Raw genomic sequence first — 13241 nt, forward strand, 5'->3', positions numbered from 1 at the left:
TACAGTGGAGAGGAGTTCCGGCGTCTTTGGGGGTGCGGACGTGGCGAACGGCGGACCGGTCCAGCACGGCTACCCGCACCTGGAGACGGTGCGGGCCGCCATCACCGCGCTGTACAAGCGCCTGTCCTACGACACCGTCCAGACGTTCTCGACCAGCCTGGCCCCCGCCGACGCGGCCTTCTGCGACACCGACGATCTGCATCTGGGCGCGCAGCGGGTGGCCCGCGAGATCGTGCGGCACTTCCGGCTGCCGGACGCGCGGCTGATCGTCGGGTTCCGGGAGATGACCCACGCGGCGAATGTCGAACTGGCGGCGGGGCCGGAGTACTTCGTGGAACTGAACGACCGTTTCCGCACCCACCGCAGGGACATCGGCGCGGCGCTCGCCCACGAGGTGGCCCACGTCTATCTGCACCGCCTCGACCTCGCCTTCCCCACGACGGCGGAGAACGAGATCCTGACGGACACGGTGACGACGTATCTGGGCGCGGGCTGGCTGCTGCTGGACGCCTTCCGGGAGGACAGGGTCTCCTCGCAGAAGCTCGGCTACCTCACCCCGGAGGAGTTCGGTTACGTCCTGGCGAAGCGGGCGCTGCTCTTCCATGAGGACCCCTCGGTGTGGTTCACCAGCCCGCAGGCCTACGACGCGTACGTCAAGGGGATGGCCCGGGCCCGCCTGGACGAGCAGCAGCCGCCGCTGACCGGGGCGGGCTGGGCGGGCCGACGCCGCTATGCCCACGACCGCCGGCACGCGCCCTCGGCTCTGCCGGACGCGCCCTACACCTTCACCCCCGACCCCGCCGGCCACCTCCGCGTCTCCTTCCCCTGCCCGACCTGTCACCAGCGGATCCGGGTCCCGGTGAGGGGGCGGGTACGGGCGCGGTGCGGGTTGTGCCGCACGGTGCTGGAGTGCGACACGTAGGTTCACGGCACCGCGCCGGGGGCTCTGTGCCTCAGCCGAGTTCCTCGGACACCGCCCGCCGGGGAAGGGCCACGCACAACCCCCCGCACACCACGAACGCCCCCACAACCCACGGCATCGCACTGACAAGCGCGCCCGTCATCCCCGTGGACACCCGCCCGAAGAACACGGTGCCGACGACGGCGGCCCCCAACGCTCCCCCGAACTGCTGGGCCGTGGAGAAGATCCCGGACGCCCCGCCGGCCAACTCCCCCGGCACCGCCGACAGCACCACGTTCACCAGCGGCACCACCAGGAAACCAAGCCCCGCCCCGGCGATGAGCAGCCCCGGCACCAGTGGCCACGCCCCGACGTGCGCGGCCGGTGCGCCGTCGACCACCGCCGCGACCCAGCCGAAGCCCCCCGCCATCATCAGCGCCCCGGCACCGAGCACCAGCCGCCCGTACCGTACGGCGAGCCCGTCGGCGGCGGGCGCGGTCAGGAAACCACCGGCCGAGAAGGCGACCGTCACCAGCCCGGCCTGCATCGGCGTGTACCCCTCACCGGCCTGCAGCCAGACCGCGAAGACCAGGAAGAAGCCCTGCATGCCGACGGAGAACAGCAGCTGGACGAGCACGCCCACGGAGAACGCGGGGAGCCGGAAGGCAAGCGCGGGCAGCAGCGGTACGGTCCCGGGCCGGTGCCGCCGGGCCTCGTACACCCCGAGCCCCACCACGGCCACGACACCCGCCCCGAGACAGACCCAGCCCCACAGCGGCCAGCCGTTCTCCCGGCCCTGCACCAGCGGCAGCACGATCGCCGCCAGGCCGCCGGCCAGCAGCAGGCTGCCCAGGACGTCGGGCCGCCCCGCCGACCGCTCCCGCGTGGCCGGGACCAGCAGGAGCCCGCCGGTGAAGGTCGCCACGGCCACCGGCACGTTCACCAGGAACACCGAGCGCCAGCCCCAGCCGAACAGGTCGGCGTCCGTGAGCACCCCGCCGAGCAGCAGCCCGACGGCGGAGGCGAACCCGGCGACGGCGCCGTACATCCCGAAGGCGGCCCCGCGTTCCTTGCCCTGGAAGAGGGTGCGGAACGAGCCGATCACCTGGGGTACCAGCACGGCCGCGAGGACGCCCTGCACGGCGCGAGCCGCGATCAGCTGTCCCGGTGACTGGGCGATCCCGCAGGCCAGACTGGCCAGCCCGAAACCGGCCGTACCGGCGAGGAAGAGCGGCCGGCGGCCGATGCGGTCGCCGAGGTGGCCGGAGACGATCAGGGCGGCGGCGAAGCCGAGCAGATAGGCGGAGACCACCCACTGCAGGTCGCTCGCCGAGGCGTGCAGATCGCGGCTGATGGACGGCACGGCGACGTTCACGATCGTGGTGTCCAGCAGATCCATGAGCGCCGCGATCATCATCACGACGGCGGCGGCCCAGCGGCGCGGATGGGGTTCCGCCGTGGTGCCGGCGGGTTCGGTGAGCGTTGCGGACATGGAGGTCTCCTCGGCTTCTCGGCTCCAGATTTATTTCGTTCGACCTAACGAAAGAGTTGCACCGACACGACTGTCTCCGCAAGTCGTTAGTTCGACCGAACGAAATTTTTGTTAGCCTGGGGACATGGCCAAGGCAGACGAGAAGCGGGACGAGGCGGCACGGTCCGAGGTGCTGGAGCAGCTCATGGCGGTGGGCCGGGCGCACAGCGGGGTCACGGTCATGTTCCACTCGGCCGTCGCCGCGAAGCAGGGGCTGAACGCGACGGAGGAGAAGACCCTCGACTTCCTCCAGCGTCAGGGCCCGCTCACCGCGAAGGAACTCGCCGAACTGACCGGGCTCGCCCCCGCCTCCGTGACGGGGCTGCTCGACCGGCTGGAGGCCAAGGGTTTCGTCCGCAGGATCAAGCACCCGACGGACAAGCGCCGGGTGCTGGTCGAGCTGAACGAGGACAAGATCGCCGAGTTCGCCGAGTTCTTCGAGGACTGGGCGCGGGACATCGTCGAGGCCTGCGAGGAGTTCAGCACGGACGAGCTGCGCACCGTGATCCGGTTCCTGTCCGTGATGAGCGAGCAGCAGCGCAAGGCCGCCGCCCGCCTGACGTCATAGGGCGCCCTTCGCGTCGTACGACGCCCTACGCCCCGTACACCCGCCCCGGCGCCTCCGCCTCGGCGAGCAGCTTCAGGGCCGCCTCCCCCGCCCCGGCCGGTGTCCACCGCATGCCCCTGTCGGCGGTGGGGCCGGGCCGCCAGCCCTCCATGACGGTGATCCGGCCGCCCTCCGCCTCGAAGACCCGGCCGGTCACGCCCGCGTTCGCGGCCGAGCCCAGCCAGACCACGAGCGGGGAGACGTTCTCGGGCGCCATGGCGTCGAAACCGGTGGCCGGCGCCGCCATGGCCGCCGCGAAGGTACGTTCCGTCATGCGGGTACGGGCGGCGGGCGCCACGGCGTTGACCTGGACGCCGTAACGGGCCAGTTCGGCCGCCGCGACCAGGGTGAGCCCGACGATCCCGGCCTTGGCGGCGCTGTAGTTGCCCTGCCCGACCGAGCCCAGCAGCCCGGCCCCGCTGCCGGTGTGGACGATCCGGGCCTGCGGGACGCGCCCGGCCCTGGCCTCGGCCCGCCAGTGCGCGGCGGCGTGTTTCAGGGGCAGGAAGTGGCCCTTGAGGTGGACGCGGATCACCGCGTCCCAGTCGTCCTCGTCGAGATTGACCAGCATCCGGTCACGCAGGAAACCGGCGTTGCTGACGAGCGTGTCGAGCCGGCCGTACGCCTCCAGGGCGGTCCGGACCAGGGAGGCGGCGCCGTCGGTCGTGGCGATGTCACCGCCGTGCGCGACCGCCTGACCACCGGCGGCCCGGATCTCCGCCACGACGTCCTCGGCCGGGTTCTCCGCGCCGCGCGCCCCGTCCGGTCCGACACCCAGGTCGTTGACGACGACCCGGGCGCCCTCGGCCGCGAAGGCGAGGGCATGGGCCCGGCCGAGCCCCCGGCCGGCTCCGGTGACGGCGACGACCCGGCCGGCGCAGATTCCGCTCATCTCACTTCTCCATTCCGCTCATCTCACTTCTCCTGGTTGACGGTTGCGGCATCCAGGAAGGCGGGCCGCTCCCCGCCGCCGTGCACGTGCAGACTGGCTCCGCTGATGTAGGCGGCCGCGTCGGAGGCGAGGAAGACGGCGGCGGCGCCGACGTCGGCGGGGGCGGCAAGCCGGCCGAGCGGGACGGTGCCGGAGACGGCGGCGATGCCGTCCGGACCGCCGTAGTGCAGCTGCGACAGCTCGGTGCGGACCATGCCGACCACGAGCGTGTTGACGCGGACCTCCGGCGCCCATTCCACGGCCATGGAGGCGGCCAGGTTCGCGAGGCCCGCCTTGGCCGCTCCGTAGGCGGCCGAGCCGGGCGAGGGCCGGCCGCCGCTGACACTGCCGACCATCACGACCGAGCCCCGGCTGCGGCGCAACAGCTCGTACGCGGCGAGGGACGCGGTCAGCGGGGTGATCAAGTTCAACTCGATGACCCTGACGTGGCGTTCGGCGTCGGCGTCCGCCAGCCGCCGGTACGGTGTGCCGCCCGCGTTGTTGACGAGCACGTCGAGCCGGGGCAGCGCGCCGAAGAAGGCCCGGACGGCGGGCGGGTCGCGCAGGTCGAGCGGGATGAACTCGACGCCGTTCAGGGGCTGTTCGGGTGGCCGGCGGGCGCAGGCCACGACCCGGGCGCCGGTCTCGGCGAAGGCCCGGGCGATCCCGGCCCCGACGCCCCGGGTGCCGCCGGTGACGACCACGGTCCTGTCGCGCGGCACGTCGTCCACAGGGCGTGCCGCCGTCGGGTTATCCACAGGGCCTCCCGCTTGTCTGCGCCGACTGCTAGCTTCGAAGTCTCACGCACCTAACAAATGTTTGGTGGAAAGGTAGCTGATGCGCCCATGGGTGTCTCCCGTTCGTCCCCGGAAAAGGGGATTTCCGTGGTCACCGTCGACTTCCCGCCGGTGAACGCGCTGCCCGTGTCCGGCTGGTTCGACCTGGCCGGCGCCGTGCGCGAGTCCGGCCGCGACGCCGATGTCCGGTGCGTGGTGCTGGCCGGCGAGGGCCGCGGGTTCAACGCGGGCGTGGACATCAAGGAGATACAGGCGCGGGGACAGGAGGCGCTGATCGGCGCCAACCACGGCTGCGCCGAGGCCTTTTCGGCGGTCTACGAGTGCGCGGTCCCGGTCGTCGCGGCCGTGCAGGGCTTCTGCCTGGGCGGCGGGATAGGCCTGGTGGGCAACGCGGACGCGATCGTGGCGAGCGAGGACGCCGTCTTCGGGCTGCCCGAGCTGGACCGTGGCGCGCTGGGTGCCGCGACCCATCTGGCCCGGCTGGTCCCCCAGCACCTGATGCGCGCGCTGTACTACACGGGACGCACGGCGAGCGCCGAGGAGCTGCACCGGCACGGCTCGGTGTGGCGCGTGGTGCCGCGCGTGGAGTTACGGGCGGCGGCGCTGGAGCTGGCCCGCGAGATCGCCGCCAAGGACGGGCGGTTGCTGCGCATGGCGAAGGCCGCCATCAACGGCATCGATCCGGTCGACGTGCGCCGCAGCTACCGCTTCGAGCAGGGCTTCACGTTCGAGGCCAACCTCAGCGGACTGGCCGGCCGGGTCCGCGACACGTTCGGGAAGGAGGACGCGTAGATGGGCGACAAGACGATGCCCGCCGACGAGGTGGTCTCCCGCCTGGAGAGCGGCATGACCCTCGGCATCGGCGGCTGGGGCTCCCGGCGCAAGCCGATGGCGCTGGTCAGAGCGCTGCTGCGGACGGGGATCAGCGACCTCACGGTCGTGTCGTACGGCGGCCCGGACGTCGGCATGCTGGCCGCGGCCGGCCGGATCCGCAGACTGGTCACCGCCTTCGTCACCCTCGACTCCGTCCCGCTGGAACCGCACTACAGGGCGGCGCGCGAGCGGGCCGGGTTCGAACTGACGGAGATCGACGAGGGGATGTTCCAGTGGGGCCTGCGGGCGGCGGCGCACCGGCTGCCCTTCCTGCCGGTGCGGGCAGGCCTCGGTTCGGACGTGATGCGGGTCAACCCCGACCTGCGGACGGTCACTTCGCCGTACGCGGACGGGGAGACGTTCGTGGCCATGCCCGCCCTGCGGCTGGACGCGGCCCTGGTCCACGTCAACCGCGCGGACCGGCTGGGCAACGGCCGGTATCTGGGCCCGGATCCGTACTTCGACGACCTGTTCTGTGAGGCGGCGGACGCGGCCTACGTCTCCTGCGAACGGATCGTGGACACGGCCGAGCTGACCAAGGAGGCGCCCCCGCAGTCACTGCTCCTCAGACGGCTCACGGTGACCGGCGTGGTGGAGGCCCCGAACGGCGCCCACTTCACTTCCTGCGCACCGGACTACGGCAGGGACGAGGAGTTCCAACGGCTGTACGCGTCCACGCCCTGGCCGGAGTTCGCCGGGCGGTTCCTCGGCGGGGACGAGGAGGCGTACCGGGCGGCGGTGCGGGACTGGCGGAAGGAGAAGGAGGAATGAGCATCCCGGAGACGACGGCGCCCCGTGCCCCGCTGGGCCCACCCACCCGCGCCGAGTACTGCGTGATCGCCTGTGCCGAAGCCTGGCGCGGGGCCGGGGAGATCCTGGCCAGTCCGATGGGTCTGATCCCCTCCCTGGGCGCGCGGCTGGCCCGGCTCACCTTCGCGCCGGACCTGCTGCTGACCGACGGCGAGGCCCTGCTGGTCCGCCCGGACGGCACGCCCGAGGGCTGGTTGCCGTACCGGCAGCATCTGGAGCTGGTGGCGGGCGGGCGGCGGCACGTGATGATGGGCGCGAGCCAGATCGACCGCTACGGCAACCAGAACATCTCCTGCGTCGGTGACTGGGCCCACCCGCGCCGGCAGCTGCTCGGGGTGCGCGGGGCGCCGCTCAACACGCTGAACAACCCCACGAGTTACTGGATCCCGAGACACTCGCGGCGGGTGTTCGTGGAGCGCGTGGACATGGTGTGCGGGGTGGGGTACGACCGGGCGGCCGGCCTGGGTGCCACGGCCCGGTTCCACCACCTCGTCCGGGTCGTCTCCGACCTCGGCGTCTTCGACTTCGCCACGCCCGACCACTCGATGCGGCTCGCCGCGCTGCATCCGGGGGTGAGCGTGGGGCAGGTGCGCGAGGCGACGGGCTTCGAGCTGGCGGTTGCGGACGAGGTGCCCCGCACCCGGGAGCCCGGGGCTGAGGAACTGCGGCTGATCCGTGAGGTTCTGGACCCGGACGGGGTGCGGGCGCGTGAGGTGCCCGAGGGGGTGAGCACGAAGTGAGGGAGACCGCGCTCACCCGGCTGGTCGGGGTGCGTCATCCGCTCGTGCAGACCGGGATGGGCTGGGTGGCCGGCCCGCGGCTGGTCTCGGCGGCGGCGAACGCGGGCGCGCTCGGCATCCTGGCCTCCGCGACGATGACACCGGACCGGCTGCGCGAGGCGATACGGGAGGTGCGGTCCCGTACGGACGCGCCGTTCGGGGTGAATCTGCGGGCCGACGCGGGCGACGCGGCCGACCGGGTGGAGATCATGCTGGCGGAGGGTGTCCGGGTGGCCTCCTTCGCCCTGGCCCCCTCGCGCGAGCTGATCGCCCGGCTGAAGGAGGCGGGTGTGGTCGTCATCCCGTCGGTCGGGGCGCGCCGGCACGCCGAGAAGGTGGCCGCGTGGGGTGCGGACGCCGTGATCGTGCAGGGCGGCGAGGGCGGCGGGCACACCGGCGAGGTGGCGACGAGCGTGCTGCTGCCGCAGGTGGTGGACGCGGTGGACATCCCGGTCGTGGCGGCGGGCGGCTTCTTCGACGGGCGGGGTCTGGTGGCGGCGCTGGCGTACGGGGCGGCCGGAGTGGCGATGGGCACGCGCTTCCTGCTCACCTCCGACTCGACCGTGCCGGATGCGGTGAAGGCCCGGTATCTGGCGGCGGCGGTCCGGGACGTCACGGTCACCCGGGCGGTGGACGGTCTGCCGCACCGGATGCTGCGTACGGATCTGGTGGACACGCTGGAGCGGTCCGGCCGCACAGCTGCCCTGGTCCACGCGGTGCGGCGGGCGGCGGGTTTCCGGCAACTGTCGGGGCTCACCTGGCGGCAGCTGGTCCGGGACGGCCTCGCGCTCAAGCAGGGCAAGGAGCTGTCCTGGAGCCAGGTCCTGCTGGCCGCGAACACGCCGATGCTGCTGAAGTCCGCGATGGTGGACGGCCGTACGGACCTCGGGGTGATGGCGTCCGGGCAGGTCGCCGGGGTGATCGACGACCTGCCGTCGTGCGCGGAGCTGGTGGAGCGGATCGTGAAGGAGGCGGAGGAGGTGCTGGCGGCACTGGCGCGGCTCAGAGGCGTTCGATGATGGTCACGTTCGCCTGGCCGCCGCCCTCGCACATGGTCTGGAGGCCGAACCGGCCGTCGGTGCGCTCCAGTTCGTGCAGCAGGGTCGTCATCAGGCGGACGCCGGTCGCGCCGAGGGGGTGGCCGAGGGCGATCGCGCCGCCGTTGACATTGACCTTGTCGGGGTCGGCGCCGGTCTCCCGCAGCCAGGCGAGGACGACCGGGGCGAAGGCCTCGTTGATCTCCACGAGGTCGACGGCGTCGATGGTCAGGCCGGTCCTCTTCAGGGCGTGGGCGGTGGCCGGGATCGGCGCGGAGAGCATACGGATGGGGTCCTCGCCGCGTACGGAGAGGTGGTGGACGCGGGCGCGGGGGCGCAGTCCGTGGTCGTGTACGGCCCGCTCGGAGGCGAGCAGCATGGCCGCGGCGCCGTCGGAGACCTGGGAGGAGCAGGCCGCGGTGATGGTGCCGTCGTCGAGGACGGGTTTCAGGGCGGCCATCTTCTCTAGGGAGGTGTCCCGGCGCGGGCCCTCGTCGACGGTGACCTGGCCGTAGGGGACGGTCTCGCGGTCGAAGCGGCCGGCGTCGATGGCCCGGATCGCCCGCCGGTGCGAACGCAGGGCGAACTCCTCCTGCTCCTCGCGGCTGATGCCCCACTTGGCGGCGATCATCTCGGCGCCGGCGAACTGGTTGACGGGCCGGTCGCCGTAGCGGTCGCGCCAGCCGGTGCTGCCGAGGAAGGGGCCGTCGGTCAGGCCGAGGGGTTCGGCGGCCTGCCGGGAGGCGAAGGCGATCGGTATCTGCGACATGTTCTGCACCCCGCCTGCGATCACCAGGTCCTGGGTGCCGGAGAGCACGGCCTGCGCGGCGAAGTGCACCGCCTGCTGCGAGGAGCCGCACTGCCGGTCGACGGTCACGCCCGGGACCTCCTCGGGGAGTCCGGCGGCCAGCCAGCAGGTGCGGGCGATGTCCCCGGCCTGCGGCCCCACCGCGTCCAGACAGCCGAAGACCACGTCCTCCACGGCGGCCGGATCGACCCCGGCCCGCTCCACCAACGCCCTCAGCACATGCGCGCCCAGGTCGGCCGGGTGGACCGCGCTGAGTCCTCCCCCGCGCCGTCCGACGGGTGTGCGGACCGCTTCGACGATATAGGCCTCGGCCATGACAACTCCCTCCAAGGAAAGGGGCGTTATGCGAAAGGTGTCACTCGCGTACGGCGATGCCGTCCAGCACCATCGACAGATACTGGCGGGCGATCTCCTCGGGGCTGTGCTGTCCGCCGGGCCGGTACCAGGAGGCGGCGACCCACACGGTGTCGCGCACGAACCGGTAGGTGAGGCGGACGTCGAGGTCGGCGCGGAAGACGCGCTCGGCGACGCCGCGTTCCAGCGTGCTGAGCCAGGCCTTCTCGAACCGGCGCTGGGAGTCGGCGAGGAACGCGAACCGGTCCTGGGCGACGAGCTGCTTGCTCTCCTTCTGGTAGATCGCGACGGCCGCGCGGTGCCGGTCGATCTCCCGGAAGGACTCGGTGACGAGCGCCTCCAGCGTCTCGCGGGGCCCGAGTCCGGCGGCGAGGACGGTGTCGTAGCCGTCCCACAGCTCGTTCAGGAAGGTCCGCAGGATCTCCTCGAGCATCGACTCCTTGGAGTCGAAGTGGTAGTACAGGCTGCCCGCGAGCATCCCGGCGTGGTCGGCGATCCGGCGGACGGTGGTGGCGTTGTAGCCGTGCTCGGCGAAGACCTCGGCAGCGGTGCTGAGGAGTTCGCCGCGCCGGGCGGCTGCCGCGGTCACCTGGGGCTTCTTCTTGGTCGGCACACACTCATTGTGGTCTGTCCGTCGTCAGGGATGCTGGCTGCTGACGGCGACGACCTCGCCGGTCAGGTACGAGGAGTAGCCGGAGGCCAGGAACACGATCACGTTGGCCACTTCCCAGGGCTCCGCGTACCGTCCGAAGGCCTCCCGTTCGGTCAGCTCCTGAAGCAGCTCGGCGGAGGTGACCTTCACCAGGTGCGGATGCATGGCGAGGCTGGGCGCCACCGCGTTGACCCGGACGCCGTACGCGGCGGCCTCGATCGCGGCGCACCGGGTCAGGGCCATCACCCCGGCCTTGGCGGCGGCGTAGTGGGCCTGGCCGGCCTGGGCGCGCCAGCCGACGACGGAGGCGTTGTTGACGATCACGCCGCTCCCGGTCTCCCGCATGGCGCGCAGGGCGGCGCGCGTGCACCGGAAGGTGCCGTTCAGGGTGACGTCCAGGACCCGGGACCACTGCTCGTCGGTCATGTCGACCAGGTGCGAAGTGCCGCCCAGGCCCGCGTTGTTGACGACGACGTCCAGCCGCCCGTACGCGGCCACGGCCGCCTCGAACAGGGCTCGCACCTGGTCCTCGTCGGTGACGTCGCAGGGCACGGCCGTCACCCGGCCCGGGAACTTACGGCCCAGTTCGGCCTCGCACTCCTCCAGCCGGCGTGTGTGCGCGTCGCTGACGATCACGCGCGCGCCCTCCTCCAGGAAGCGGCGCGCGGTCGCTCCGCCTATGCCGGCGCCGGCCGCCGCGGTGATGACGGCGGTGCGGCCCCGGAGCAGTCCGTGCCCGGGTACGTAGGCCGGGCTCTCGACGCCTGTCATAGGGGCACGCTAACCTACCAAACACTTGTTAGGGAAGCTCGGTGGAAGAGTCGCTGGAAGAAAGGGGCCAGTGGTGGATCTGTCCCACTCCCCGGCCGACGAGGAGTTCCGCGCCGAGGCCCGGGCCTGGCTGGCGGCGCATGTGCCGCGTACGCCGCTGCCGTCCCTGGAGACGGCGGAGGGTTTCGCGGCCCACCGCGCCTGGGAAGCCGAACTGGCCGCGGCCCGCTGGTCGGTGGTGTCGTGGCCGGAGCGGTACGGCGGCCGGGGCGCCGGGCTGCTGCGGTGGCTGGTCTTCGAGGAGGAGTACTGGGCGGCGGGTGCGCCGGGCCGGGTCGGACAGAACGGCATCAGCCTGCTCGCGCCGACCCTCTTCGACCATGGCACGGAGGAGCAACGCGCGCGTGTGCTGCCGCCGATGGCCACCGGCGCGGTGGTCTGGGCGCAGGCCTGGTCCGAGCCGGAGGCGGGCTCCGACCTGGCCTCGCTCACCTCCAGGGCGGTCCGGACGGACGGCGGCTGGCTCTTACGGGGGCAGAAGACCTGGTCGTCGCGGGCGGCCTTCGCCGACCGGGCCTTCGGTCTGTTCCGCAGCGATCCACGGGCGCCCACACCACACCAGGGGCTCACGTACCTGATGTTCGACCTGGGGGCACCGGGGGTCACGGTCCGCCCGATCGGCCGCCTGGACGGCAAGCCGGCCTTCGCGGAGCTGTTCCTGGACGACGTGTTCGTGCCGGACGAGGACGTGATCGGCGAGCCCGGCCAGGGCTGGCGGATCGCGATGTCCACGGCGGGCAACGAACGCGGGCTCACCCTGCGCTCGCCGGGCCGTTTCCTCGCCGCGGCACACCGGCTGGTCGAGCTGTGGCGGTCGCGCGGCTGCCCGGAGCACGCCCGCGCCCGCGTGGCCGACGCCCTGATCGGCGCCCGCGCCTACCAGCTGTTCACGTATGCGGCCGCCTCCCGCTTCCTGGCGGGCGAGCAGCTGGGCCCGGAATCCAGCATGAACAAGGTCTTCTGGTCCGAGCTGGACCTCGCGCTGCACGAGACGGCGCTCGATCTGCTGGAGGACGAGGGCGAGTTGGCCGACACCTCTTGGTCCGAGGGGTACGTCTTCTCGCTCGCCGGGCCCCTCTACGCGGGCACCAACGAGATCCAGCGGGACATCGTCGCCGAGCGGCTGCTCGGCCTGCCGAAGGGACGCCGCTGATGCGCTTCCTCCTCGACGCCGAACAGCGCGCCTTCACCGACTCCCTGCACGCGATGCTGTCGGCCGCGGACACCCCGGCGGTGATCCGGGACTGGAGCCGCGGCGACCACGCGAGCGGGCGCGCGCTGTGGTCGCGGATCGCCGAGGCGGGGGTGTTCGGCCTCGCGGTGCCGGAGGAGTACGGCGGGCTGGGGCCGCGTCCGGCGGAACTGGCCCTCGCCTTTGTGGAGTTGGGGCGGCACGCGGTACCCGGTCCGCTGGTGGAGACGGTCGCGGCGGCCGTACTCCTCGGTGCGCCACCGCAGGCCGGGCGCTTCCTGCCGGGACTCGCGGCGGGCACGCACCTGGCGACCGTCGCAGCCCCCACCGGCCACCCCCTCGACACCGCCCCGGTCACCCCCCGCCCCACCCACGACGCCGATCCAGCCCACCCCCACCACACTCCCGACGCCGATCCAGCCCACCCCCACCACACCCCCGACGCCGCCACAGCCCACCCCCGCCTCACCGTCAGCACCGCCACAGCCATCCCCCGCCTCGCCCTCGACGGAGACGCGGCCGGCCTCCGTCTCGCTCTCGCCGCCGACGGCCTGTATCTGTCGCACACGGCCGCGGGCCCGGTGTGCCGTTCCCTCGACCCCGCCCGCCGACTGACCCCGCTCGCCCCGGACGGTGAACTCCTCACCCCTGATCCCCGACGCGACGACGCCCTCACCTGGGCTCGCCTGGCCACGGCCGCCCAGGCCCTCGGTGTCGGACTCGCCCTGCTCGACCGCACGGTTGCGTACGTCGAGCAGCGCACCCAGTTCGGCGTGCCCATCGGCTCCTTCCAGGCGGTCAAGCACCGCCTCGCCGACGTGAGGACGGCACTGGAGTTCGCCCGCCCGCTGGTCCTCGGCGCGGCGCTGTCGCTCCGCCCCGCGGACGTGGCCGCCGCCAAGCTCAAGGCGTGCGAGGCGGCGTACGGCGCCGCCCGCGCGGCACTGCAGTTGCACGGCGCGATCGGCTACACCGCGGAGTACGACCTGTCCCTGTGGCTGACCAAGGCCCGCGCCCTGCGTACGGCGTGGGGCACGCCCGAGGAGTGCCGGGAGCTGGTGCTCGACGACGCGCTCAAGAGACCGGCGGACGCGTGAGCGAGGTCCGGGCGCCCTCCGGACGGGCGATGCGCTGCGTT

At 72.7% G+C, this 13241-nt stretch carries 14 protein-coding genes; 8 read left to right on the forward strand and 6 right to left on the reverse strand.

What is annotated here, in order from left to right; all coding sequences use genetic code 11:
• Nucleotides 1–40: 40 nt before the first annotated feature.
• Nucleotides 41–922, forward strand: a complete 882-nt coding sequence (locus tag ACWC0C_RS36040) for a hypothetical protein (protein WP_449195991.1) — start codon at nt 41–43, stop codon at nt 920–922.
• A gap of 31 nt (nt 923–953) precedes the next feature.
• On the opposite strand, the gene ACWC0C_RS36045 is transcribed toward ACWC0C_RS36040, so the two are convergent.
• Complete coding sequence (locus ACWC0C_RS36045; protein ID WP_450868473.1) at nt 954–2393, reverse strand: MFS transporter; 1440 nt, start codon at nt 2391–2393, stop codon at nt 954–956.
• Between the two features lie 124 nt (nt 2394–2517).
• On the opposite strand from ACWC0C_RS36045, the gene ACWC0C_RS36050 reads away from it, so the two are divergent.
• On the forward strand, nt 2518–3000 hold the full coding sequence (locus tag ACWC0C_RS36050) for a MarR family winged helix-turn-helix transcriptional regulator (RefSeq protein ID WP_449195993.1): 483 nt from the start codon (nt 2518–2520) through the stop codon (nt 2998–3000).
• Nucleotides 3001–3025: 25 nt separating this feature from the next.
• Here the strand turns inward: ACWC0C_RS36050 and ACWC0C_RS36055 are convergent, their stop codons facing one another.
• Entirely contained in the window at nt 3026–3931 is a 906-nt protein-coding gene (locus tag ACWC0C_RS36055) for an SDR family oxidoreductase (RefSeq protein ID WP_450868474.1), read from the reverse strand.
• A 23-nt stretch (nt 3932–3954) separates the two neighbouring features.
• Nucleotides 3955–4728 carry an SDR family oxidoreductase gene (locus tag ACWC0C_RS36060; RefSeq protein WP_450868475.1) on the reverse strand — a complete coding sequence of 258 codons (774 nt, stop codon included), beginning with the start codon at nt 4726–4728 and terminating at the stop codon, nt 3955–3957.
• An 87-nt stretch (nt 4729–4815) separates the two neighbouring features.
• On the opposite strand from ACWC0C_RS36060, the gene ACWC0C_RS36065 reads away from it, so the two are divergent.
• The 4 genes from ACWC0C_RS36065 to ACWC0C_RS36080 are packed head-to-tail and all read left to right on the forward strand — an operon-like array spanning nt 4816 to nt 8248.
• The gene (locus tag ACWC0C_RS36065) at nt 4816–5559 is read left to right on the forward strand and encodes an enoyl-CoA hydratase family protein (protein WP_450868476.1); all 744 of its coding nucleotides are present in this window, start codon (nt 4816–4818) and stop codon (nt 5557–5559) included.
• Nucleotides 5560–6411, forward strand: coding sequence for a CoA transferase subunit A (locus ACWC0C_RS36070; protein ID WP_450868477.1), 852 nt, complete (start codon nt 5560–5562; stop codon nt 6409–6411).
• Nucleotides 6408–7190, forward strand: coding sequence for a CoA-transferase subunit beta (locus ACWC0C_RS36075; RefSeq protein WP_450868479.1), 783 nt, complete (start codon nt 6408–6410; stop codon nt 7188–7190). The genes ACWC0C_RS36070 and ACWC0C_RS36075 overlap by 4 nt, the downstream gene beginning before the upstream one ends.
• Nucleotides 7187–8248, forward strand: coding sequence for an NAD(P)H-dependent flavin oxidoreductase (locus ACWC0C_RS36080; protein WP_450868481.1), 1062 nt, complete (start codon nt 7187–7189; stop codon nt 8246–8248). Before ACWC0C_RS36075 ends, ACWC0C_RS36080 begins: the two co-directional genes overlap by 4 nt.
• Here ACWC0C_RS36080 and ACWC0C_RS36085 read toward each other — a convergent pair.
• Genes ACWC0C_RS36085 through ACWC0C_RS36095 form a run of 3 tightly spaced genes read right to left on the reverse strand, consistent with a single transcriptional unit; the run spans nt 8232 to nt 10851 of the window.
• On the reverse strand, nt 8232–9389 hold the full coding sequence (locus ACWC0C_RS36085; RefSeq protein WP_450868482.1) for an acetyl-CoA C-acetyltransferase: 1158 nt from the start codon (nt 9387–9389) through the stop codon (nt 8232–8234). The two genes, ACWC0C_RS36080 and ACWC0C_RS36085, sit on opposite strands and share 17 nt — an antisense overlap.
• A gap of 40 nt (nt 9390–9429) precedes the next feature.
• A complete protein-coding gene (locus ACWC0C_RS36090; protein WP_450868483.1) occupies nt 9430–10041 on the reverse strand; it encodes a TetR/AcrR family transcriptional regulator in 612 nt (203 codons plus the stop codon).
• A 24-nt stretch (nt 10042–10065) separates the two neighbouring features.
• The gene (locus ACWC0C_RS36095; RefSeq protein ID WP_450868485.1) at nt 10066–10851 is read right to left on the reverse strand and encodes an SDR family oxidoreductase; all 786 of its coding nucleotides are present in this window, start codon (nt 10849–10851) and stop codon (nt 10066–10068) included.
• Between the two features lie 73 nt (nt 10852–10924).
• Here ACWC0C_RS36095 and ACWC0C_RS36100 point away from each other — a divergent pair, with 73 nt between their 5' ends.
• Nucleotides 10925–12064: an acyl-CoA dehydrogenase family protein gene (locus ACWC0C_RS36100; RefSeq protein ID WP_450868486.1), complete on the forward strand. Its 1140-nt coding sequence runs from the start codon at nt 10925–10927 to the stop codon at nt 12062–12064.
• Nucleotides 12064–13200, forward strand: coding sequence for an acyl-CoA dehydrogenase family protein (locus ACWC0C_RS36105; RefSeq protein WP_450868487.1), 1137 nt, complete (start codon nt 12064–12066; stop codon nt 13198–13200). The genes ACWC0C_RS36100 and ACWC0C_RS36105 overlap by 1 nt, the downstream gene beginning before the upstream one ends.
• The last annotated feature ends 41 nt before the right edge of the window (nt 13201–13241 follow it).

The sequence above is a fragment of the Streptomyces sp. NPDC001709 genome (assembly GCF_053596375.1).